Origin of the sequence: Microbacterium sp. M (assembly GCF_045181065.1) — a bacterium.
Classification (GTDB): Bacteria; Actinomycetota; Actinomycetes; order Actinomycetales; family Microbacteriaceae; genus Microbacterium.
Genome location: NZ_CP173721.1, coordinates 3,483,080 through 3,505,157, shown reverse-complemented (window position 1 = coordinate 3,505,157; position 22,078 = coordinate 3,483,080). Strand labels below are relative to the sequence as shown.

The following is a 22,078-nucleotide window of genomic DNA, read 5'->3' as shown; positions in this document are numbered from 1 at the left end:
TGATCGCGAGCGCGGTCAGACCTCGGTCCACACCGCGCTGTTCGAGGCGCTGCGCTCGACGGCATCCAGCACCCGTTGCACGTGCAGTCCGTCGGCGAAAGTCGGCCGGGGGTCGCGAGCATGGGCGATCGCCTCGATGAGATCCTTCGCCTGGTGCGAGAACCCGTGCTCGTACCCGAGCATGTGCCCGGCTGGCCACCAGCCCTCGAGGTAGGGATGCTCGGGTTCGGTCACGAGGATCCGGGTGAAGCCCTGCTCGAGCGGGGGACGCGTCGCGTCGTAGAAGTCGAGCGCGTTCAGATCCTCGAGGTTCCAGTGCAGCGCACCGGCATCTCCGGAGATCTCGATGTCGAGCGCGTTCTTGCGCCCCGTGGCGAAGCGGGTCGCTTCGAAGCTCGCGAGCGTCCCCGATTCGAGTCGACCGATGAACAGGGCGAGGTCGTCGACCGTGACCCTGCCCCGCTCGTCGCCGGCCGTGCCGCTGAGTCCCACCGACTCACCGAGCAGGGGGCGCTCCTCCACGATCGTCTCGAGCGCTGCGGAGACCTGCGTCAGCGACTGCCCGGTCACGAACTGCGCCATGTCGACGATGTGCGCCCCGATGTCGCCGAGTGCGCCGGAGCCGGCGCGTTCCTTGTCGAGTCGCCAGGTCATCGGCGATCCCGGGTCCGCGAGCCAGTCCTGGCGGTAGCTCGCGCGCACCTGCCGCACCGTGCCGATGCGTCCGTCCGCGATCATGTCGCGCATGAGGGTGACGGCCGGCACGCGGCGATAGGTGAAGCCCACCATGGCCCGGATGCCGTGCGCCGCGGCATCCTGTGCGGCCTGTCGCATCGCCACCGCCTCGTCGACCGAATTGGCCAGCGGCTTCTCGCACAGCACGTGCTTGCCCGCGGCGAGGGCGGCGATGGCGATCTCGGCATGCGAGTCTCCCGGCGTGACGATGTCGACCACGTCGATGTCGGAACGTTCGATGACGGACCGCCAGTCCGTGGACGTCTCGTCCCAGCCCCACTTGCGAGCTGACGCGGCCGTCTTGTCGGCGTCTCGTCCGACGAGTACCGCCATCCGCGGGGCCAGCGGGAGATCGAAGACCGCCGGCGCCTGACGCCAGCCGACGGAGTGCGCCGCTCCCATGAATCCGTGGCCGATCATCGCCACGCGCAGCTCGGTGGACATCTTTCCTCCCGGGGAGACAGTGCGGGGCGAGCGCCGAGGCGCTCGCCCCGCGGGCGGTGATCAGGACTCGAACGCGAGATCGATGAACTCGTCGACGTTGTCCTTGGTCACGACGGGGGCATCGAGAACGATCCGATACGGGACGCTCGGGGTGACCAGGTCGCTCATCGTCTTGCCCTGGGCGACCAGTCGCGCCAGGGCGATACCGTCGGCGGCCTGCGTCGACGGATAGATGACGGTCGCCTTGATGACACTGTCGTCGGCCTCGATGCGCTCCATCATGTTGACGCTGCCTGCGCCGCCCACCATGAAGAACTCGTCGCGTCCGGCTGCGTCGATCGCTGCCATCACGCCGACGCCCTGGTCGTCGTCATGGTTCCAGATCGCGTCGATCTTCGGGTTCGCCGACAGCAGCTGCGACGTCGCGCTCTCTCCGCCTGCGACGGTGAAGTCCGCCGCGACGCGCGGGCCGACCTCCAGACCGCACTCCTCCAGAGCGTCCTTGAAGCCCTGCGAACGATCCTGCGTCAGGGGCAGGGAGTCGATGCCGGCGATCTCGGCGACGATGGCGTCGCTCTGACCGTCGAGCTGCTCGCAGATGTACGTGCCGGCGCTGACGCCCATGCCGTAGTTGTCGCCGAGGATCGTGACACGCGATGCGAACGTGCTCGAGAACTCGCGGTCGACGTTGATGACGGGGATCCCGGCATCCATCGCCTTCTGCGCGACCTGGGTCAGGGCGGCGCCGTCGGTCGGCAGGAGCACGATGGCGTCCACGCCCTCGTTGATGAACTGCTCGACGGCGGCGATCTGCTGGTTGGCGTCGTTGGTGCCTTCTGCCTGACGCAGCTCGACGTCGTCGTAGCCTTCGGCGGCATCGATGGCTCCCGTGTTGATCGCACCGAGCCAGCCGTGGTCGGCCTCCGGCCCTGACCAGCCGATGACGACCGTGTCGCCGGATGCCGTGTTCTCCTCGCTCGTGGTGCCCTGATCCGCTGGTTCCTCTTCGCCCTCGGTTCCGTCGCTGGTACATCCGGCCAGCAGCGAGACGGCGAAGAGGGCCGCCGCTCCGACCATCAGCGGGCGAAGCCCGCGTTTGCGCATGCCGTGCATGTCTTTCCTCCTTGAAATGTGATGCAGATGCGTGCGGTGCGAGCGCGGGCGATGAAGGCCCGGATCGGTGCGCACCGGCGCTGAGGGCCAAGCTAGCAGAACATGTCACTATCTGGACAGCTTTTGTTGATCTTGAGACAAAAGTGAGTCCGGCGTTGATTCTGTCCCTGGATTCCAGGGAAGTGCCGCTTGAGAGAGGGGAGCGCCTTCGTGACCTCCGAAGCCCTGCATCGCCTCTCGCGTTCACGATATGACCGTGTTATGTTCATCCCGTGATCAAAGATGACCATTCATCGGCATTACTCGAGATGCGCGGTGTCGAGAAGAGCTTCGTCGGCGTGCGTGCGCTGCGCGGCGTCGAACTCGACGTGCGACCCGGAGAGGTGCACTGCCTGCTCGGGCAGAACGGCGCCGGCAAGTCGACGCTGATCAAGACGCTCGCAGGCGTCCATCGACCGGATGCCGGTGAGATCCGCTGGATGGGGGAGCCGGTCGAGATCGAACATCCGCAGGCCGCCATCTCACTGGGGATCGCGACGATGTATCAGGAGCTCGACGTCGTCGACGGCCTCACGGTCGCCGAGAACGTGTTCCTCGGGCACGAGTTCGACCGATTCGGATTCACGCGCCGACGCCAGCTCATCCAGCAGACGCGAGCCCTGCTCCAGCGCCTCGGTCACGGCTCGATGTCGCCGTACGCCGAGGTCGGCACGCTCAGCGCCGCCGAGAAGCAGATCGTGAGCATGGCTCGTGCCCTGTCGCACGATGTGAAGCTCATCATCATGGACGAACCGTCGGCGGTCCTCGACTCCGAAGAGGTGCGGAACCTGTTCGCCGTCGTGCGAGAGGTCACCTCGCAGGGCATCGCCGTGGTCTACATCACCCACCGCCTCGAAGAGATCCGCCAGATCGGCGACCGCATCACGGTTCTCAAGGACGGTTCGACCGTGGCGAGCAACCTGCCGGTGGCGGACACGCCCACCGCCGAGCTGATCAAGTACATGACGGGTCGCTCGGTGGAGAACGTCTTCCCGCCGGCCGAGCCCATCGCCGCTGACGCACCCGTGCTGCTCGAGGTCGAGGGGCTCGGCCTGACCGGGGTGTTCGAGGACGTGTCGTTCTCGGTGCGCGCAGGCGAGATCATCGGTCTCGCCGGCCTCGTCGGTTCAGGGCGCAGCGAGATCATCGAGACGATCTACGGCGCGCGCCGGGCATCGCGCGGAACCGTCAGAGTCGCCGGGAAGGCCCTGCCGCGTGGATCCGTTGCCGCGTCGGTCGCCGCCGGAGTCGGCCTCAGTCCGGAGGAGCGCAAATCCCAGGGACTCGTCCTCGGAGAGCCGATCTTCAAGAACGTGACGCTGTCCTCGTTCGCGCGCCTCGCCAAGGGCTCGTGGCTGGACGAGCGCAGCGAGCGCCGTGTCACGAAGGAGCAGATCGGCGCCCTCGAGCTGCGGCCGGCAGATCCCGATCGCCCGGCTGCGACGCTGTCGGGCGGCAACCAGCAGAAGATCCTGCTCGCGCGCTGGCTCGTGCACGGCAGCTCCGTGCTGCTGCTCGACGAGCCGACCCGTGGTGTCGACATCGGTGCGCGTTCCGAGATCTACGCGCTGATCCGTCGACTCGCAGCATCCGGCCACGCCATCGTCGTCATCTCGAGCGAGATCGATGAAGTCCTCGGCCTTTCGGACTCGGTCCTCGTCATCGGCGACGGCCGCGTCCTCAGCACAGTTCCCGCATCGGAGATCGACGAGCACGGCGTGCTCGACCTCGTCATGAAAGGAGTCGCCGCGTGAGCGTGCAGACCCCCACCTCGCCGGGCCAGGCCCCGGAGGAAACCGTATCGCCGGTGCGCAGGCTGCTCTCCGGGTCCTTCGGACGCAACCTCGGCCTGGTCCTGGCGCTGCTGGTGCTCATCATCGTCGGCGCGGTGACCTCCGACAACTTCCTCAACTTCGACAACGCTCTCGTGATCCTGCGGCAGGCGTCGATCACCGGCGTGATCAGCATCGGCATGACCTTCGTCATCATCGCCGGCGGCATCGATCTCTCCGTCGGGGCGGTGCTGGCGCTGGCATCGGTCGTCGCCTCGCTCGAGGCCATCCAGGACATCGCGAGCTCGACGCATTGGCTCGTCACCGTGGCCGTCGCGCTGCTCGTCGGATTGGGTGCCGGACTCATCAACGGCGTCGTGATCGCGTACGGCAAGGTGGCCGCCTTCATGGCGACGCTCGCGATGATGGTCGGCGCGCGAGGGCTCGCCGAGATCCTGGCGAACAACCGCACGCTCGTGCTGAGCGATCGGGACTTCCTCAAGGCCATGAACGTCGACATCCTCGGTGTCGACATCCTCATCTGGATCTTCGTCGTGGTCGCCGTCGCCGGCTGGTTCCTGCTCAACCGCACGACGTTCGGGCGTCGCACCGTCGCGATCGGCGGCAACCCCGAGGCTGCGCGCCTGGCCGGCATCAAAGTGAAGCAGCACACGATGTGGCTGTACGCGCTCGTCGGCACGACCGCCGGCATCGCCGCGGTCATGCTCATGGGCCGCACCACCGCCGGAACGTCCACGCACGGCAACCTTTACGAGCTGGATGCCATCGCCGCCGTCGTCGTCGGCGGCACGCTCCTCGTCGGCGGTCGAGGCACGATCACCGGCACGGTGTTCGGTGTGCTGATCTTCGCGACGCTGTCGAACGTATTCGTGCAGAACAATCTCACCTCGTCCGCGCAGGCCGTCGCCAAGGGTGTGATCATCGTCGTCGCCGTGCTGCTGCAACAGCGTTTCGCCGTCGGCCGGGTCCCGCGCAAGCGCGCGCGGCCAGCGGGTCAGGTGGCGCCTCCCGCGTAGGATCGATGGACGCGGAAGCGCCGAACACGACGGCCTCGAGGGCGTGGATGCGGTGCCGTCATGGCGGTGCGCCGTTCACGAGAAGTGCAGGGTGAGAATGGCAGGCAACATCAACACCGCCGGAGTCGGCGAGCTGTTCCAGCTGCTGCGTGACGGTGAGCCCCGGACGCGGGCGGAACTGTCGAAGAGCTCAGGTCTTGCCCGTTCGACGGTCGCCGCGCGCGTGGACGAGCTCATGCGCAGGGGCCTGATCGCTCCGGTGGCCGACGCCGCCTCGACCGGAGGCCGACCGCCCTCGCAGTTCGCGCTGAATCCGAAGGCGAAGGTCGTGATCGCGGCAGACATCGGCGCCTCGCACACGACGGTCGCGGTCACGGATCTCGCCGGCACGATCCTCGCCGAGCGCACCGGCAGGCTCGCCGTCTCGCTCGGACCCGAGCCGGTCCTGTCGTGGCTCGCCGAGACCGCCAACGAGCTGATCGCCGAGACCGGACTCGGCCACGATCATGTCGCCGCCGTCGGCGTCGGCGTGCCGGGGCCCGTCGAACACGCCACGGGGCGACCGGCGAAGCCTCCGATCATGCCGGGGTGGGACGGGTTCGACGTGCCGGGGTGGGTGCAGCAGCACCTGCAGGTGCCGGTGCTGGTCGACAACGACGTGAACGTCTCGGCACTCGGGGAGCGCGCGGCGGCCTGGCCGACCATCGACCACATGATCTTCGTGAAGGTGGCGACGGGTATCGGTGCGGGAATCATCTCCGACGGACGGCTGCTCCGAGGAGCGCAGGGCATCGCCGGCGACTTCGGTCATGTGCGCGTCGCGCGGGGAGCGGATGTGCCGTGCCACTGCGGGAACACCGGATGCCTCGAGGCTCTGGCATCCGGACCGGCGATCGCGCGCTCGCTCAGCCAGCGCGGCGTCGCGGCGGCCGACGGCGACGATGTCGTCGAACTCGTCAAGGCGGGCAACCTCGAAGCCATCCAGGCGGTGCGCCAGGCCGGTCGAGATCTCGGCGAGGTGCTCACCGCATCCGTGAGCCTGCTCAATCCGTCCGTCATCACCATCGGGGGTGCGATGGCGCGCGTCGGCGAGCACCTGATCGCGGGGGTCCGCGAGGTCGTCTATCGGCATTCGATGCCGCTCGCGACGGAGCATCTCGCGATCGTGCAATCGGTGACCGCAGGTGAGGCCGCCGTGCGCGGCGCGAGCCTGCTGGCCGTCGAGCACGCGCTGAGTCCCGAGATCCTGCCCCAGAGCTTCAACCTGACGGACTGACCCCCGTCGCAGAACCCCGCGGGACGGATCCCGCGCGGCTACTCCGCGACGCGTGCCGCGATGTCAGTGCGGAAGTGCGAGCCCTCGAGCGTGATCCGCCCGATCGCGTCGTAGGCCTGCGCCCGTGCCGCCGCGAAATCGGATGCCGTCGCCACGACGCTCAGCACACGACCACCCGTGGCCAGCAGGTCGCCGCCCGGTGCGTCGGGTCCTGCCGTCGCCGCGTGCGCGATGTGGATGCCGTCGACGGCTGCCGCGTCGGCGAGACCCTCGATCGGCCGACCGGTCTGCGGCGACTCGGGGTACCCCTCGCTCGCGAGCACGACGGTGATGGCGACGTCGTCGGAGAATTCCGGCTGCGGCTGGTCTTCGAGGGTTCCGGATGCCGCGGCGAACAGCAGCTCGGACAGCGGCGTCACCAGACGCGGGAGTACGACCTGCGTCTCGGGGTCGCCGAAGCGGGCGTTGAACTCGATGACGCGCACGCCGGACTCCGTGAGGATGAGTCCCGCGTACAGCAGCCCGATGAACGGAGTGCCCTCGGCATCCAGCTGTCGGATCACGGGCAGAGCGATCTGGTCGGTGACGAGCGAGACGAACTCCGCCTCACTGCCGAACTGATCGGCCAGCCAGGGCAGGGGAGAGTAGGCGCCCATGCCGCCGGTGTTGGGCCCCTCGTCGCCGTCATAGGCGCGCTTGAAGTCCTGTGCGGGGCTGAGCGCGCGCACGGTGTCGCCGTCGCTGAGGAAGAAGAGCGAGACCTCGGGGCCGGAGAGGAACTCCTCCACGAGCACGGGGCCCTCGGGCAGGTAGTGCGAGGCGTGGGCGAGTGCTTCGGCGCGGTCGGAGGTCACGATGACGCCCTTGCCGGCGGCCAGGCCGTCGGCCTTCACGACGTGCGGCGCACCGAACTCGTCGAGGACTGCCTCGACCTCGGCGACCGTGGCGGCGCGCACGGCCCGACCGGTGGGGACGCCGGCGGCATCCATGATGCGCTTCGAGAACGCCTTGGAGCCCTCCAGCTGGGCGGCCGCCTTGCCAGGACCGAACACCGGGATGCCGCGTTCGCGCAGCACGTCCGCGACGCCGGCGACCAGCGGGGCTTCGGGGCCGATGACGACGAGGTCGATCGCGTTCGTGTTCGCGAACGACGTGACGGCGGCGCCGTCGAGCGGGTCCAGCGACACGAGGCTCGCATCCTGCGCGATGCCGGCGTTGCCCGGCGCGGCGAAGATCTCATGCTCCGCGGTCTCCGCCCGGAGGGCGAGGATGATCGCGTGCTCACGGGCACCGGAACCGAGGACGAGGATCTTCACGCTTCCAGCCTACCGAGACTCGTCCGCCGCCGGTTCAGACCGTGACGGGCCGCTCGTCGCCGCGATCCCACGGGACGTTCCAGCCGCACGCCTCGAAGAGTCCGTCCAGCACCATCGCCGTGAAGCCCCACACGATGGTGCCGTCCACGTCGAAGGCCGGTCCGCTGAAACGAATCGAGCCGCGTTCGATCACCGATGTGAACCGCGTCGCCGGATCCAGCAGCTGTGCCACGGGCACCCGGAAGACCTCGACCGTCTCGGCGTGGTCGACGGCCGCGACGCTGCTCGGCCGGCGCCACCAGCCGAGCACCGGCGTGACCCGGTGATTGCTCGCCGCCAACGGGATCTCGGGCAGTGTCGCGAGCACCTCGACTCCTGTGGGGTCCAGGCCCGTCTCCTCCTCGGCCTCGCGCAGGGCGGTCGCCGCGGCATCCGCATCGCCGTCCTCGCGCCCGCCGCCGGGGAAGGACACCTGACCGGGATGCGACGAGAGCGTCGACGCCCGCCGCTGCAGCAGGACGTCGAGGTCTCGTGCGACCACGGCGTCCGGCGCCTGAGACGGGATGCTGTCGAGTACGCCGAACAGGATCAGCACCGCTGCTTCGCGAGCGGCGTCCGGGTCGGCGAGCCGCGGGAACGGACCGCCCCAGCCGTGGGATGCGGTCGCCGCCAGCAGCTCGGCGCGTGCGCCCTCCGGATGCCGCGGATCGGTCATGCTCCGAGCCTACGACGCGGCTCCGGCACGCGGGCCAGACGCATCCCTCTCCGCGAGACCTGCTCTGCGGGGCGAGACCGACCCTGCCCGCGTACGCATCACCGCACAATGGAAGATCTCCGGGGGTGCAGAGGGGGAGCGAACCATAGGCTTCTCGCATGACGAGATCGGCGCGCGCAGTCGCACTCGCAGTCGCGCTGGGGCTGCTCACCGGATGCGCACCCTCCGCCGCCCCGCTGCCGACCGGCGCTCCGCTCGACACGCGCGCCGACGCCGGACCGCGTGCGGACTTCGTGGACGCCGGTGGATCCGGCGTCACGATCGTCGACGGCGACGACTGGACGCTGCCGGCATCCGCCCGCCCCGCGCCGAACTCCGGGTTCTTCTCCGAGGAGACCAGCGAGGGCGACCTGGTCCTCGTGCACGCGGTCGATGCGACCTGGGCGCAGCTGCAGCCGATCGAGGGCGGGCCCGTCGACCGCACCGCGACCGGCGAAGCACAGGGCATGGATCTCGCACCGCTGGGCGACCAGCTCGCCGAGCCGGGGGACTTCTGGATGCGTCTGTTCGCCAGTGGCGAGACGTGGGCCCCGGACTGGGTCGCCGAGGACTGCGGCGTCTCGACCTACGGGCCGGACGACGACGGACAGGAGCATCTCCCGATCTGGGACGAGTGCGTGTGGGGGCACCTTCTCGACACCTATCGTTCCGTTTTCGTCGACCTGGGCCTCGCCGAGAACCCGCGGCTGCGCTTCGTGTACGTGCCCGGAGCCTTCGACTGGGCAGAGTTCGACTACGACATCGTGTCGGATGCCGTGGCAGCCGGCGACCTCGACGAGAAGTCCTATCTCGACTGGTACGACCACGCCTGGACCGACCTCGTCGACCTGTTCGGAGAGAACGCCGACAAGCTCGTCTTCACGGGGGAGGACTACCCGTGGGGACCGTTCGGCGCGGCCGACGACCTGCTCGCCGCGGATGCTGTCGCCGACGGCCTCGGCATCCGCAACGGCATCACAGAGGTGTCGAACTTCCACCTGAGCGAGGCGCCGGCGTTCGGCTCGGCCGTGCAGCCCGACGGACATCTGGTCATCGACGAGACGCTGCCGATCCACGCGGGCGACCGGATCGTCGCGACCGAGAACGAATGCTTCGACGCCTGCGGGTACGCGACGAGCGAGCCGTACTACGCGGTGCGTCAGGCGAACCTGAAAGCGCTGCAGCTGCGCGTGAACTGGCTGTACGTCGTCCCCGAGGACTCGTATCTCGCCGAGCACCCGGAGCACTGGGACTGGACGCGGCTCTCGCTCGGTCAGACCGCCGCGACGTCGGCGGACGCATGGGCGGCGTTCCGCGATGCCGAAGACACCTTCTGGGTGGACGAGGAGTTCCCTCGCGAATGGGACGCCCAGCCCTGGGTGCGCAACCTCGAACGCTGGCTCGTCCAGGTCGATGAGCCGGGCTCGATCGCGCACCGCACCGACGTCGACGTGCACACAGAAGACGTCGAGGCCGAGAACGGCACGGCCCATGAGGGGCTGACGACCGACGTCGCCGCCGGCGACACCGGGTTCGTGCTGGAGTCGGACCCTCGATTCGCGGCATCCACGACCGGTGACACCGTGCTGAAGGTGACATTCCTCGATACGGGCTCCGGTTCGTTCGCCGTCGAGACGGATGCCGGGATGTCCGCCGAGGTCGAACGCACCGGCAGCGGCGAATGGCGCACGGCCACCGTCGCGCTTCCCGACGGCGCGGTGTCGGGAAGCGCGACCCGGTTGCGCATCGCGCTCGACGACGGCGCGGACGATCTGGTCGTGCGCTTCGTCCGACTCGTGCGCGACCCCGCGTCATAGGCTGGAGCCATGGCGCGGAAGATCGACACGGTGGCGGGGCGCGCGGCGCTCGCCGCCGTCAGCGCCGCGCAGGACGCCGAGACCACGCCCGCCCGCACCGACCTCGCCACCGCCGTGCGCTATCTGCTGCAGCTGCTGGACGAGAAGGCTCCGGGCAACAGCGTCGAGGTCCGCGTCCCGCCGTTCGGCGCCGTTCAGGTCGTACAGGGGCCACGGCACACGCGCGGCACCCCGCCCAACGTCGTCGAGATGGACGCAGCCACCTGGATCGCCGTCGCGACGGGGACGGAACCCTGGGCGGATGCCGCGGCATCCGGGCGGGTGAGCGCTTCCGGCACCCGCGCCGATCTGGCAGATCTGCTGCCGCTGCGCCCGTAGCGGCAGACGGGCGCGCGCACAGCCTCGCGGTGGGACAATGGATGCATGGCTCCCACCGATTCCCACGAGACCGTCGAGGCGACCGTCCGCCGCGTGCCGCGGTTCGGCGTGTTCATGGGTCTCGGCATCGTCCTCGGCATCATCGCCGCTGGCATCGTCACGATGGTCGGCAGCTACGAGGAGTCGGCGGCGCTGGGCGTCGTCTATCCGCCGAGCCAGGTGTTCGGCTTCGCCCTGCTGTGGACCGTCCCGATCGGCCTCGCGCTGGGCGGCGTCGCAGCGCTCATCCTCGAGCGCACCGCGAGACGCCACGACCGCGTCGTCCGCGTCGACCACGAGACCGTCATCACGGACGACGAGACCGCCTGACCGTCAGGCGAGTTCGGCGATCACCGGCCGGATGGCCGTGTCGAACGCCACGACGTCCCGCCGCAGACCATCCGTCACAGCGACCGTGAGCGCACCGATCCACCAGATCCCGCGCTGGGAGAACGGCAGCACCTGCACGTTCAGCTCGAACGAATGCGCACGCCGACCGATGTCGCGTTCGAATTCGGCGATCGCCGACGCGTACGCCCGGTAGGCGTCTCCGCCGGTCGAGTTGCGCATCGTGTCGGAATAGCGTCGATGCGCTGCCCGCGCGTACTCCAGCGACGACTGCGCGTGCGGTGCGATCGCGGCGCGCAGCTCCTCGGCTCCGGCCTGGGGGAGCGCGACGAGGGTGTCGAACCCGTCCACCAGCTCGAGCGGAACGGATGCCGGGTGCGCCCGCGGCTCGACCGTCATGTCCCAGTACTCGCGCCACTGCTTCTCGAGAGCGGGCGTGGCATCCACGGCATCCGGCGCCCGCACGGCGAGGTCGCGCAGGACGGGCAGGTCCTCCGGAGCGCGCACGCCGAGCTCCTGGCGGAGGGCGAGCGCGACGAGCACGGGGACGCTCGCATCCTCGCGAATGAGCCATTGCGGCTTGTCGGACATAGCCCCATCGTAGGAGGACTCCGAGGGCAGGGGCATCCGGGGATTCGCGGCCCCGTCCGCGGCGGTAGTCTTGAGGCGTGGCTGCCTCTCCCACCAATCCCTATGCCGAAGCCGGCGTCGACACCGCTGCCGGTGATCTGGCCGTCGAGCTGATGAAGTCGTCCGTGCGCGCGACGCACGGACCCGAAGTGCTCGGCGGTGTCGGCGGATTCGCCGGCCTCTTCGACGCGTCGGCCCTGCTGAGCTATCGCAAGCCGCTGCTCGCGACGAGCACCGACGGCGTCGGCACGAAGGTCGCGATCGCGCAGGCGATCGACAAGCACGACACGATCGGCCAGGACCTCGTCGGCATGGTCGTCGACGACATCGTCGTCGTGGGCGCGAAGCCGCTCTTCATGACCGATTACATCGCCTGCGGCAAGGTCGTCCCCGAGCGCATCGCCGACATCGTGCGCGGCATCGCCGAGGGCGCTGCCGCCACGGGCACCGCCCTCGTCGGCGGCGAGACCGCGGAGCACCCCGGCCTTCTGGGCCCCCGCGACTACGACGTCGCCGGCGCCGCCACCGGCGTCGTCGAGGCGGATGCCGTGCTCGGCGCCGACCACGTCGAAGACGGTGACGTCGTCCTGGCGCTCGGCTCCAGCGGGCTGCACTCCAACGGCTACTCGCTCGTCCGGCACATCGTCGCCGGCGCCGGCATCGGGTACGGCGACAACGCCGCCGACTTCGGCACCACCTGGGGCGAGGTTCTCCTGGAGCCGACCCGCCTGTACACGCTGCCGCTGCTGCGCCTCATCTCGTCGCTCGGCGGCGGCGTCCACGCGCTCAGCCACGTCACCGGTGGCGGCATCGCCGCCAACCTCGCGCGCGTCCTGCCGCAGGGCAGCTGGGCCCAGATCGACCGTTCGACCTGGTCGCCGAGCCCCGTCTTCCGCGTGCTCAGCGACATCGCCGGATCGTCGCTGGAGTCCGCCGAGGGCACCTGGAACCTCGGTATCGGCTTCCTCGCCGTCGTCGACATTGCGAAGAAGGATGCCGCGATCACCGCCCTCGCCGCCGAGGGCATCCCCGCATGGCAGGTCGCGACGGTCTCCACCGGCGCTCGGCCGGCCGGCGATTTCGAAGAGGGCGCCAAGGGCGTCGACGGCGGAGCGGTGCGCCTCGTCGGCGCATACGCGGACGGAGCGAAGTAACACCCCATGTGCGGCATCGTCGGAATCGTCGGGAACGCCCCGGTCAACCAGGACATCTACGACGCGTTGCTGCTGCTGCAGCACCGGGGGCAGGACGCCACCGGCATCGCCACGGCGGAGTCGACCGGCGTCATGCACATGGCCAAGGCCTCCGGCATGGTGCGCGAGGCCTTCCGCACGCGCGACATGCGGTCCCTGCTCGGCAACGTCGGCCTCGGCCACGTCCGCTACGCCACCAAGGGAACCGCGTCCAGCGAAGAGGAGGCCCAGCCGTTCTACGTGAACGCGCCGTACGGCATCATCCTCATCCACAACGGCAACCTCACCAACACGCGCGAGCTCACTGCCGAGATGGCGCACCGCTACCGCCGCCACCTGAACTCCTCGAGCGACACCGAGCTGCTGCTGAACGTGCTCGCCGGCGAGCTGCAGGAGACGACGTCGCTGGTCGATCTTGACCCGGAGCGCATCTTCGAGGCCGTCACCCGGACGCATGAGCGCATCGAGGGTGCGTACGCCGTGATCGCCGTGATCGCGGGATACGGCCTGCTGGCATTCCGCGATCCCTTCGGCATCCGTCCGCTCATCCTCGGAAAGCGACCGTCCACGGTTCCCGGAGCCGAGGGGCGCGACGAGTGGGTCGTCGCCAGCGAGTCCCTGGTGCTCGAGAACGGCGACTACGAGGTCGTCCGCGACGTCGAGCCGGGAGAAGCCGTGTTCATCACGAGCGACGGAGAGCTCTTCACTCATCAGTGCGCCCCCGTGACGCAGCTCGCGCCCTGCGCGTTCGAATACGTCTACCTCGCCCGCCCGGACTCGATCATGAACGGCATCTCGGTCTACGAGTCCCGCCTGCGGATGGGCGACCGCCTGGCCGACACGATCGCCAAGCACGTCCCGCTCGACGAGATCGACGTCGTCATGCCGATCCCTGATTCATCGCGCCCTGCTGCGATGGAGGTCGCGCGCAAGCTGGGCATCGAATACCGCGAGGGCTTCTACAAGAACCGCTACGTCGGCCGCACGTTCATCATGCCCGGCCAGGCCGTGCGCAAGAAGAGCGTCCGGCAGAAGCTGAACGCGATGTCGACGGAGTTCCAGGGCAAGAACGTCCTGCTCATCGATGACTCGATCGTTCGCGGAACGACCAGCAAGCAGATCATCCAGATGGCTCGGGATGCCGGGGCGCTGTCCGTGACCTTCGCCTCCGCGGCACCGCCGATCCGGCATCCGCACGTATACGGCATCAACATGCCGTCGCGCCACGAGCTGGTCGCCTACGGGCGCACCATCCCCGAGATCGCCGAGGCGCTCGGCTGCGACCACCTGGTCTACCAGGAGGTCGAGGACCTCAAGGCCGCCATCACCGAGGGCTCGGCGCTCACCGACCTCGACCTCAGCCCGTTCGACGGCCACTACGTCACCGGAAGCGTCTCGGACGAGTACCTCGCCTGGGTGGAAAGCACGCAGACGTCGTGACGCCGGACGTGGGTGCACGTCCGCTCTGGCGCGGGCGGGCGCTCGCCGTGGTCGGCATCCTGCTGTGCGCGTTCTCACTGCGCTCGGCCGTCGCATCCCTGTCGCCGCTGATCGGTCAGATCTCCGCGGACTTCCCGCTGTCCCCGACGGTTCTGGGCCTCATCGGCACCGCGCCGCCGGTGTGCTTCGCGATCTTCGGGCTGGCGACGCCGTCGCTCGAGCGGCGCCTCGGGCTGGAGCGCGTCATGCTGGTCGCGCTCTCGGCGATCGTCGCCGGCCTCGTGCTGCGCGGGCTGTCGGTCGACGCCGTGACGCTGATGCTGACCACCGCGCTGATCTTCGCGGGTGTCGGCATGGGCAACATCCTCGTCCCGCCGCTGGTGAAGAAGTACTTCCCTGATCGGCTCGGGCTGATGATGACGCTGTACACGACCATGATGTCGGTGTCGACGTTCCTGCCTCCGCTGGTCGCCGTGCCCGTGGCGGATGCTTCCACCTGGCGCGTCTCGCTCGGCATGTGGGGCGTGTTCGCGCTCGCGGGTCTTCTTCCCTGGATCATCATGCTCGTGCGCGCGCGGACCGAGACGATGAATGCCGCGCCCGCGCCGTCGAGGGCGGGCACCGGAGCCGAACTCGATCCGGTGACGCTCGCGACCGGTCCGATTCAGATCGCGCCGACGGGAGCGCGCGTGTTCGCGCGCCTCGCGCGGCTTCCGCTCGCGTGGTCGATCGCGATCGTGTTCAGCGCCTCGTCGACCATGGCGTACGTGTCGTTCGCCTGGTTGCCGAGCATCGTCACGGGTGTCGCCGGAGTGGACGCCACCACCGCGGGGCTGCTGCTCTCGCTGTTCGCGTTCATGGGGCTGCCGTCGTCGTTGATCGTGCCGGTGCTCGTGGTGCGCTTCCAGGCGACCAGGGCGATCTTCCTCGTCGCCGCGGCGAGCGGCCTCCTCGGAATCGTCGGGCTGCTGTTCTTCGCGAATCCGGTGACGGTGTGGATCTGGGTCGCGCTGTTCGGGCTCCTGCCGATGATGTTCCCGCTGGCGCTCGTGCTCATCAGCATCCGCGCACGCACGCCGGAGAGCGCGGTCGGCCTGAGCAGCTTCGTGCAGAGCGTCGGCTACCTCCTCGCCGCGGCCTTCCCGTTCCTCGTCGGCATGCTGCATGATGCGACGGATGCGTGGACGGCACCGCTCCTCCTGCTCGCGGCCGTCGTGATCGCGTCTATCCCGTTCGGCCTCATCGCGGCACGCCGTCGCACGGTCGAGGACGAGTGGGAGTCGCGGCACGGCCGCTGGTGAGACGCGACGCTTCCACGGGTGTGCGCCGGCGCCGGTCGGCGGTTGATAGGTTCGAGTCCGACCCGCGACACGAAACGGATGCCATGTCTCTCACCGTCACCCCGCTCACCCTCGGCACGTCCGGCCTCGGTCGTGGTACGGAACCGGGCTCGCCCGAGGAGGAGCAGGCGATCGTGACGGCGATCGACCTGCTCACCAGCCACCACGGATTCGTCGACACCTCCAACAACTACGCGGGCGGGCGCTCGGAGGCCGTCCTCGGACTCGCGATCGCCCGGATCGGGGCGGCGGCGGGGGAGAAGGTCATCTCCAAGGTCGACTGCGACCCCGACACGGGGACGTTCGATCGTGACCGCGTGCTGCGTTCCTTCGACGAGACGGCTGCGCGACTGGGCGTGGAGCGACTTCCGCTGCTGCACCTGCATGATCCGTACACCGTGACCTTCGACGAAGCGATGGCCCCGCAGGGCGCCGTCGCGGGACTGATCGAGTTGCGCGAATCCGGACGCGTGGACGCCATCGGCGTGGCCGCGGCGCCGGTGCCGCTCATGGCGCGCTACGTCGGCACCGGCGTCTTCGACGCCGTGCTGATCCACAACCGGTTCACTCTGGTGGATCAGTCGGCGGCGCCCGTCTTCGCGGACGCGCAGGAGCGGGGCATGACGGTGTTCAACGCCGCCCCCTTCGGGTCGGGCCTGCTGGTGACCGGAGCGCGCGACGGCGCGCTGTACGACTACCGCCCAGCCCCCGCGGACCTGCTCGCCTGGGTCGGGCGGCTGGAGGACGTGTGCGCCGCGCACTCGGTACCGTTGGCCGCGGTCGCCCTGCAATACTCCCTGCGTTCGCCTCTCGTGGATTCGACCGTTGTGGGGGTCGCGAGGCCGGGGCGGCGTGCGCAGTCGGACGAGCTCGTCGAAACGCTCATCCCCGACGCGCTCTGGGCGGAAGTGGATGCACTCGGGTCCGCACCGTCGCCGGTCGACGACAGCCGCTACGCCTGAGTCGCTGAGGCGACGGGCACCGTGAGAGGCCGGACCTCTCACGGGTCTTCGTCGACCCCGTGACCCCTCCGATCTGCGTGAGGGATCCGCGAATTGACTATTTGTTCCGCAGCGGTACATAATGGCGGAGCCGGTCTTGAGCGCATCACCGCGAGTGTGATTCCGCGCATCGGCGATCACATCGAGGGAGATTCAGAGAATGCAACGCAGCAAGCTGGTCGCAATCACGGCATCCGTCGCCGTCGCCGCTCTCGCCCTGACGGGCTGCGCAGGCGGAAGCGGGTCGGATGACACCGCCGACGGTCCGATCACGCTCGAGTACTGGGCCTGGGGAACCACCCAGAAGCCGCTCGTCGATGCCTGGAACGAGGCGCACCCCGACATCCAGGTGAAGCACACGGATGCCGGCGGCGGCGGCGACTCGTCGGCCAAGCTCGTCACCGCTCAGCGTGCGAACAACGCCCCGGACGTCGCGCTGGTGGAGTACAACACGCTGCCGGCGATGATCGTCGCCGGCGTCGCCGCCGACATCAGCGAATACACCGGCGACCTCGCCGAGGAGTACGCACCGGGTGTGTGGAGCCAGGCGACGTTCGACGGGACCAGCTACGGCGTCCCGCAGGATGCCGGCCCCCAGGCGCTGACCTACAACCAGGCGCGCTTCGCGGAGCTCGGCATCGAGGTGCCGACGACGTGGGCGGAGTTCGCCACCGCGGCAGAGCAGGTGCGTGCGGCCGATCCCGATGCCTACATCACGACCTTCGCGCCCGCCGAGTTCGGCGGCTTCGCCGGTTTCGCGCAGCAGGCCGGAGCCGAGTGGTGGACCGTCGACGGTGATCAGTGGACCGTCGACTTCGACGACGAGGCCTCCGTCGCCGTCGCCGACTACTGGCAGGACCTCATCGACCGCGACCTCGTGCTGGCCGAGCCGCTGCTCACGCCCGAGTGGAACGCGCGCCTGAACGAGGGAAACGTCCTGTCCTGGCCCGCCGGGCTCTGGGCCGCAGGCGTCATCAACGGCGTCGCGTCCGACATGGCAGGCCAGTGGGCGATGGCTCCGCTGCCGCAGTGGACCGAGGGTGACAGCGCCGTCGCATTCCAGGGCGGATCCGCGGCCGTCGTGACCACCTCGTCCGAGCACGCCGAAGCCGCGGCGGAGTTCGCAGCGTGGATCGGCACGTCCGAGGAGGCGGCGCAGATCCAGATCCAGGAGGGTCAGTACCCGGCCTCGCTCACCGGGCAGGAGCTCACGCTGGATGCCGAGGCTCCCGCGCTGATGCCGCAGCAGGACGACTACTGGGAGATCGCAGCCCAGATCGCCGAGGACACCATCCCGGAGATCAGCTGGGGCCCGAACGTCAACGTGGCCTCCAGCGCCTTCCAGGACGCGATGTCGGCTGCCGTGACGAACGGGACGCCGTTGTCCGGGGCGCTGACCGAGACGGAGAAGGTCGTCGTCGACGACATGAAGACGTCCGGATTCGACGTCACCGCGGAGTGATCGTGCGGGTGCCGGCGGTCATGCCGCCGGCACCCCGCCCCTGAAGGAGCCCGAAAATGAGTGTTGCCGCAGACGTCCGAACCCCTGCGCGGCGGAAGACCCCTCGATCGAGATGGGTCGTGCCCTATGTCTTCCTGCTGCCGGCAGGTATCCTCTTCCTCGCCTTCCTGGCGATCCCGATCGGATACGCGATCATCCTCAGCTTCCGCGGGATGCGCGTCAGCGGTGAGGGCCCCTTCGGGGTCCGGGCCGAGACGTGGGTCGGATTCGAGAACTACATCCGCACGTTCACCGATCCCGAGTTCCTCGCCGGATTCGGGCGACTCGCGATCTACGGCCTCATCGCCGTCCCGCTGACCCTCGGTCTCGCGCTGCTGTTCGCACTGCTGCTGGATCTGCCCCGTGTGCGTGCGGCGAAGTTCTCGCGCATCGCGATCTTCCTGCCGTACGCGGTCCCCGGCGTCATCGCGTCGCTGCTGTGGGGCTTCCTCTACCTGCCCTCCACCAGCCCGCTGAACTGGATCCTCAACCAGTTCGGGCTGCCCGACGTCGTGGTGCTCTCCGGAGCCAGCCTGTACCCGTCCGTCGCGAACATCGCGATCTGGGGTGCCATCGGCTTCAACATGATCATCATCTACACGTCGCTGCGCGGCATCCCGACCGAGGTCTACGAGGCCGCACGCATCGACGGCGCCTCGGAGTGGAACATCGCGTGGCGCATCAAGGTGCCGCTGGTGGCGCCGGCGCTCGTGCTGACCGGTCTCTTCTCCCTGATCGGGACGCTCCAGGTGTACGGCGAACCGACCACGCTGCGCCCCATGACCAACGAGATCTCCCAGACCTGGGTGCCGCTCATGAAGATCTACCGTGACGCGTTCACGCGGGACGACCTGTCGCTCGCCGCGGCGTCGTCGGTCGTCCTCGCGCTCGGCACGCTCGTCATCTCCGTCATCCTGCTGCGCGTGACGCAGCGTCGAGCATTCGGATGGAACGAATGAACACCACAACGGCACCGCCCGCCACCGCGTCCCGCCCGGCTACCGGCGCACGCATCGCTCGCGACTCCCGCATCGGTCGGCGCGGGGCGAAGCAGCGCCCCGTCATCGCCAGCGCCGTCCTGATCCTCGGCGCGCTCTACTGCCTGGTACCGGTCCTGTGGGTCGTGATCGCGTCGACGAAGTCCAACACCGAGCTCTTCACGACGTTCACCTTCATCCCGGGGACGAGCCTGTTCGACAACCTCGGCGACCTGTTCGCCTACGGTGGCGGGCAGTTCGGGATGTGGGCGTACAACAGCGCCATCTACGCCATCGGCGGGGCCGTGCTCTCCACGCTCGTCTCGACGATGGCCGGCTACGCGCTGGCGAAGTACGACTTCCCTGGTCGCCAGATCTGGTTCTACGCGATCCTCGCCGGAGTGCTGCTGCCGGGCATCACCCTCGCGATCCCGCAGTACCTGCTCATGTCCCAGATGGGGCTCGCCGGCACCTACTGGTCGGTGCTGCTGCCGTCGCTGATCTCGCCGTTCGGGATCTTCCTCGCCCGGGTGTACGCATCGTCGGCGGTTCCGTCCGAGACCATCGAGGCCGCGCGGATCGACGGCGCCAACGACTACCGCATCTTCACCTCGATCGCGCTGCCGATGATGGTGCCTGGCATGGTCACGATCTTCCTGCTGCAGTTCGTCGGCATCTGGAACAACTTCCTGCTGCCGTTCATCATGCTCTCGGACGAGCGGATGTACCCGCTCACCGTGGGGCTCTACACATTGCTCTCGAAGGGCTCGGGCACGCCGTCGCTGTACAGCCTCGCGATCATCGGAGCGGCGGTCTCGATCATCCCGCTGATCATCATGATGCTCGTGCTGCAGCGCTACTGGCGTCTCGACCTCGTGAGCGGAGGGCTCAAGGGATGAGTACCGTATTCGCACCCCGCAGCTTCCTGTTCGGCGGGGACTACAACCCCGAGCAGTGGTCCACGGACGTCTGGCTCGACGACATCGCGCTGATGAAGCGCGCACGGGTGAACACCGTCACGCTCGGTGTCTTCTCCTGGGCGATGCTCGAACCCCGCGAGGGGGAGTACGACGCCGACTGGCTCGATCAGATCATCCAGCTGCTCGACGAAGCCGGCATCGGCTTCTTCCTGGCGACCCCGACGGCGTCGCCGCCGCCGTGGTTCAGCCTCGCGCATCCCGATGCGCTGCCCGTGCGGCCCGACGGCGTCCGGCTGCGCCACGGATCGCGCGACACCTACGCCGTGAGCGCCCCCGTCTATCGCGCGGCATCCCGCCGGATCGCCCGCTTCCTCGCCGACCGGTACGGCGCGCATCCGGGCCTGCGCGGCTGGCATCTGCACAACGAGTACGGCACGCTCGACTACGGTCCGCATGCGGCAGCAGCCTTCCGCCGCTGGCTGCAGGATCGGTACGGTTCGCTCGAGGCGCTGAACACGGCGTGGTACACGGCCTTCTGGTCGCAGCGCTACGGATCGTGGGACGAGATCGAGCCGCCGATGGCGACCCAGTATCTGCACAATCCGACCCAGGTGGTCGATTTCCGACGCTTCTCCTCGGATGAGATGCTGGCCGCTTTCGAGGAGCAGAAGCAGGAGATCCGTGCGTCGGGTTCGTCGGCGCCGGTCACCACGAACTTCATGCTGCCCACCTGGAACCACCTCGAGCAGTGGTCCTGGAGCGATGCGCAGGACATCGTGTCGATCGATCACTATCTCGACACGGTGGGACCGGATGCCGAGGCGCACGTCGCGTACGGTTCCGACCTCACCCGGTCCTGGGCCGGTGGGCCGTGGGTCCTGATGGAGCAGAACGCGACCGGCATCCGCGTCGGCAATCGCACGTTCGCGAAGACCCCGGACCGGATGATCCGCAACTCGCTGGGCTACATCGCCCGAGGGGCGCAGAGCTCGCTGTTCTTCCAGTGGCGGGCCGCAGCGGGCGGCTCAGAGCAGTGGCACGGCGCGCTCGTGCCGCACGGCGGCGGGACGAGTCGCGGGTTCGACACCGTGGTGCAGCTCGGCGCCGCACTCGAATCCATCGCCGAGGTCACGCAGCCGCCGGCGTCGGGCCCCCTCGTCGACGCACAGGTGGGGATCGTGTGGGATGCCGAGGGCTGGTGGGCGCTGGAGACCCCGCACCTGCCGAACGAGTCGATGAACTACTCCGATGAAGCGCGGGCCACGCACCGGTCCTTCTGGCGCGCCGGGATCCCGACCGACTTCGTGCGCCCCGGTGCGGACATCTCGCAGTATCGACTGCTCGTGGTCCCGACCCTGTACGCCATGGACTCCGTGGTCGCCGACTGGCTGCGTGCCTACGTCGACGCCGGCGGTCGGCTGCTGGTCTCCTACCTCACCGGTGTCGCGGACGAGAACCAGCAGGTGCTCGGCGGTGGATATCCCGGCCTGCTGCGCGACCTGCTCGGCATCCGTGTCGATGAGATCCTGCCGCTCGCGCCGGGGGAGAAGCTCGCCCTGAGCGACGGCCTGACGGCCGAGGAGTGGACCGAACGCGTCGACGTGACGGGCGCAGCGGTCGTGCACCGTTACGCCGACGGGCCGCTGGCCGGTGCGCCCGCCGTCACCGAATCCGCGGTCGGCGACGGCGTCGCCGTGTACCTCTCGGCCCGCCTGGACCAGACCTCACGGGACGCGTTCCTCGCGGCGCAGGCCGCGGCGGTGGGCGCCGGTCCGACGCTGGCGGGTTCCGCAGCGCTCGGCGTGGAAGCGGTTCGGCGTCGGGGAGCGGAGGCCGATTACCTCTTCCTCCTGCACCACGGCAGCGAGCCGGTCCGCGTGAGCGGTGGCGGAACGGATCTGCTCACGGCGACCGATCTGGCCGAAGGCCTCGTCATCGCCCCCGGTGGAGTCGCCGTCGTGCGCGAGGATCAGGCGGCGAGCGTCGTCATAGAATCCGTGGCGTGACG

The 22,078-nt window shown here is 69.0% G+C and carries 19 protein-coding genes; 14 read left to right on the top strand and 5 right to left on the bottom strand.

Annotated features, from left to right (window positions below; all coding sequences use genetic code 11):
- Positions 1-15 precede the first annotated feature (15 nt).
- Together ACI7YT_RS17010 and ACI7YT_RS17005 are read right to left on the bottom strand one after the other, a co-directional pair.
- Positions 16-1,179 (bottom strand): Gfo/Idh/MocA family protein, encoded by a 1,164-nt coding sequence (locus ACI7YT_RS17010; protein ID WP_406247183.1) that lies wholly within the window; start codon positions 1,177-1,179, stop codon positions 16-18.
- Positions 1,180-1,239: 60 nt separating this feature from the next.
- Positions 1,240-2,283, bottom strand: coding sequence for a substrate-binding domain-containing protein (locus ACI7YT_RS17005; protein ID WP_406250613.1), 1,044 nt, complete (start codon positions 2,281-2,283; stop codon positions 1,240-1,242).
- 317 nt (positions 2,284-2,600) lie between these two features.
- On the opposite strand from ACI7YT_RS17005, the gene ACI7YT_RS17000 reads away from it, so the two are divergent.
- The 3 genes from ACI7YT_RS17000 to ACI7YT_RS16990 all read left to right on the top strand — a co-directional run bounded on the left by ACI7YT_RS17000 (position 2,601) and on the right by ACI7YT_RS16990 (position 6,416).
- Positions 2,601-4,085 carry a sugar ABC transporter ATP-binding protein gene (locus tag ACI7YT_RS17000; RefSeq protein ID WP_406250611.1) on the top strand — a complete coding sequence of 495 codons (1,485 nt, stop codon included), beginning with the start codon at positions 2,601-2,603 and terminating at the stop codon, positions 4,083-4,085.
- A complete protein-coding gene (locus tag ACI7YT_RS16995) occupies positions 4,082-5,140 on the top strand; it encodes an ABC transporter permease (protein ID WP_406247181.1) in 1,059 nt (352 codons plus the stop codon). Before ACI7YT_RS17000 ends, ACI7YT_RS16995 begins: the two co-directional genes overlap by 4 nt.
- Positions 5,141-5,237: 97 nt before the next feature.
- The gene (locus ACI7YT_RS16990; protein ID WP_406250609.1) at positions 5,238-6,416 is read left to right on the top strand and encodes an ROK family transcriptional regulator; all 1,179 of its coding nucleotides are present in this window, start codon (positions 5,238-5,240) and stop codon (positions 6,414-6,416) included.
- Positions 6,417-6,454: 38 nt separating this feature from the next.
- Here the strand turns inward: ACI7YT_RS16990 and purD are convergent, their stop codons facing one another.
- Positions 6,455-7,732 (bottom strand): phosphoribosylamine--glycine ligase, encoded by a 1,278-nt coding sequence (purD, locus tag ACI7YT_RS16985; protein WP_406247179.1) that lies wholly within the window; start codon positions 7,730-7,732, stop codon positions 6,455-6,457.
- A 34-nt stretch (positions 7,733-7,766) separates the two neighbouring features.
- Entirely contained in the window at positions 7,767-8,447 is a 681-nt protein-coding gene (locus tag ACI7YT_RS16980; protein ID WP_406247178.1) for an NUDIX hydrolase, read from the bottom strand.
- A gap of 158 nt (positions 8,448-8,605) precedes the next feature.
- On the opposite strand from ACI7YT_RS16980, the gene ACI7YT_RS16975 reads away from it, so the two are divergent.
- The 3 genes from ACI7YT_RS16975 to ACI7YT_RS16965 are packed head-to-tail and all read left to right on the top strand — an operon-like array spanning position 8,606 to position 11,050.
- Entirely contained in the window at positions 8,606-10,303 is a 1,698-nt protein-coding gene (locus ACI7YT_RS16975) for a hypothetical protein (RefSeq protein ID WP_406247176.1), read from the top strand.
- A gap of 9 nt (positions 10,304-10,312) precedes the next feature.
- A complete protein-coding gene (locus ACI7YT_RS16970; RefSeq protein ID WP_406247174.1) occupies positions 10,313-10,681 on the top strand; it encodes a sterol carrier family protein in 369 nt (122 codons plus the stop codon).
- Positions 10,682-10,726: 45 nt separating this feature from the next.
- Positions 10,727-11,050: a potassium transporter Trk gene (locus ACI7YT_RS16965; RefSeq protein WP_406247172.1), complete on the top strand. Its 324-nt coding sequence runs from the start codon at positions 10,727-10,729 to the stop codon at positions 11,048-11,050.
- A 3-nt stretch (positions 11,051-11,053) separates the two neighbouring features.
- On the opposite strand, the gene ACI7YT_RS16960 is transcribed toward ACI7YT_RS16965, so the two are convergent.
- Positions 11,054-11,659, bottom strand: a complete 606-nt coding sequence (locus ACI7YT_RS16960) for a zinc-binding alcohol dehydrogenase (protein WP_406247171.1) — start codon at positions 11,657-11,659, stop codon at positions 11,054-11,056.
- A gap of 77 nt (positions 11,660-11,736) precedes the next feature.
- Here ACI7YT_RS16960 and purM point away from each other — a divergent pair, with 77 nt between their 5' ends.
- The 8 genes from purM (at position 11,737) to ACI7YT_RS16920 (ending at position 22,076) form a co-directional block, all read left to right on the top strand.
- Positions 11,737-12,852 (top strand): phosphoribosylformylglycinamidine cyclo-ligase, encoded by a 1,116-nt coding sequence (purM, locus tag ACI7YT_RS16955; RefSeq protein WP_406247170.1) that lies wholly within the window; start codon positions 11,737-11,739, stop codon positions 12,850-12,852.
- Positions 12,853-12,858: 6 nt separating this feature from the next.
- On the top strand, positions 12,859-14,331 hold the full coding sequence (gene purF, locus ACI7YT_RS16950) for an amidophosphoribosyltransferase (protein WP_406247168.1): 1,473 nt from the start codon (positions 12,859-12,861) through the stop codon (positions 14,329-14,331).
- Positions 14,328-15,632 (top strand): MFS transporter, encoded by a 1,305-nt coding sequence (locus ACI7YT_RS16945; RefSeq protein WP_406247166.1) that lies wholly within the window; start codon positions 14,328-14,330, stop codon positions 15,630-15,632. Before purF ends, ACI7YT_RS16945 begins: the two co-directional genes overlap by 4 nt.
- A gap of 83 nt (positions 15,633-15,715) precedes the next feature.
- A complete protein-coding gene (locus ACI7YT_RS16940; RefSeq protein WP_406247164.1) occupies positions 15,716-16,633 on the top strand; it encodes an aldo/keto reductase in 918 nt (305 codons plus the stop codon).
- A 199-nt stretch (positions 16,634-16,832) separates the two neighbouring features.
- Positions 16,833-18,134 (top strand): ABC transporter substrate-binding protein, encoded by a 1,302-nt coding sequence (locus tag ACI7YT_RS16935; protein WP_406247162.1) that lies wholly within the window; start codon positions 16,833-16,835, stop codon positions 18,132-18,134.
- Between the two features lie 56 nt (positions 18,135-18,190).
- Complete coding sequence (locus tag ACI7YT_RS16930) at positions 18,191-19,132, top strand: carbohydrate ABC transporter permease (RefSeq protein ID WP_406247160.1); 942 nt, start codon at positions 18,191-18,193, stop codon at positions 19,130-19,132.
- Complete coding sequence (locus ACI7YT_RS16925) at positions 19,129-20,049, top strand: carbohydrate ABC transporter permease (RefSeq protein ID WP_406247158.1); 921 nt, start codon at positions 19,129-19,131, stop codon at positions 20,047-20,049. The genes ACI7YT_RS16930 and ACI7YT_RS16925 overlap by 4 nt, the downstream gene beginning before the upstream one ends.
- A complete protein-coding gene (locus ACI7YT_RS16920) occupies positions 20,046-22,076 on the top strand; it encodes a beta-galactosidase (protein ID WP_406247157.1) in 2,031 nt (676 codons plus the stop codon). Before ACI7YT_RS16925 ends, ACI7YT_RS16920 begins: the two co-directional genes overlap by 4 nt.
- Positions 22,077-22,078 lie beyond the last annotated feature (2 nt).

Bases quoted from the DNA above. Each gene is read 5' to 3' on its own strand.
- ACI7YT_RS17010 (WP_406247183.1), bottom strand. From the start codon at position 1,179: ATGTCCACCGAGCTGCGCGTGGCGATGATCGGCCACGGATTCATGGGA.
- ACI7YT_RS16990 (WP_406250609.1), top strand. From the start codon at position 5,238: ATGGCAGGCAACATCAACACCGCCGGAGTCGGCGAGCTGTTCCAGCTG.
- ACI7YT_RS16940 (WP_406247164.1), top strand. From the start codon at position 15,716: ATGTCTCTCACCGTCACCCCGCTCACCCTCGGCACGTCCGGCCTCGGT.
- purF (WP_406247168.1), top strand. From the start codon at position 12,859: ATGTGCGGCATCGTCGGAATCGTCGGGAACGCCCCGGTCAACCAGGAC.
- ACI7YT_RS16925 (WP_406247158.1), top strand. From the start codon at position 19,129: ATGAACACCACAACGGCACCGCCCGCCACCGCGTCCCGCCCGGCTACC.
- ACI7YT_RS16930 (WP_406247160.1), top strand. From the start codon at position 18,191: ATGAGTGTTGCCGCAGACGTCCGAACCCCTGCGCGGCGGAAGACCCCT.
- ACI7YT_RS16960 (WP_406247171.1), bottom strand. From the start codon at position 11,659: ATGTCCGACAAGCCGCAATGGCTCATTCGCGAGGATGCGAGCGTCCCC.
- ACI7YT_RS16975 (WP_406247176.1), top strand. From the start codon at position 8,606: ATGACGAGATCGGCGCGCGCAGTCGCACTCGCAGTCGCGCTGGGGCTG.
- ACI7YT_RS16935 (WP_406247162.1), top strand. From the start codon at position 16,833: ATGCAACGCAGCAAGCTGGTCGCAATCACGGCATCCGTCGCCGTCGCC.
- ACI7YT_RS17000 (WP_406250611.1), top strand. From the start codon at position 2,601: ATGCGCGGTGTCGAGAAGAGCTTCGTCGGCGTGCGTGCGCTGCGCGGC.
- ACI7YT_RS16965 (WP_406247172.1), top strand. From the start codon at position 10,727: ATGGCTCCCACCGATTCCCACGAGACCGTCGAGGCGACCGTCCGCCGC.
- ACI7YT_RS17005 (WP_406250613.1), bottom strand. From the start codon at position 2,283: ATGCGCAAACGCGGGCTTCGCCCGCTGATGGTCGGAGCGGCGGCCCTC.
- ACI7YT_RS16970 (WP_406247174.1), top strand. From the start codon at position 10,313: ATGGCGCGGAAGATCGACACGGTGGCGGGGCGCGCGGCGCTCGCCGCC.
- ACI7YT_RS16920 (WP_406247157.1), top strand. From the start codon at position 20,046: ATGAGTACCGTATTCGCACCCCGCAGCTTCCTGTTCGGCGGGGACTAC.
- ACI7YT_RS16980 (WP_406247178.1), bottom strand. From the start codon at position 8,447: ATGACCGATCCGCGGCATCCGGAGGGCGCACGCGCCGAGCTGCTGGCG.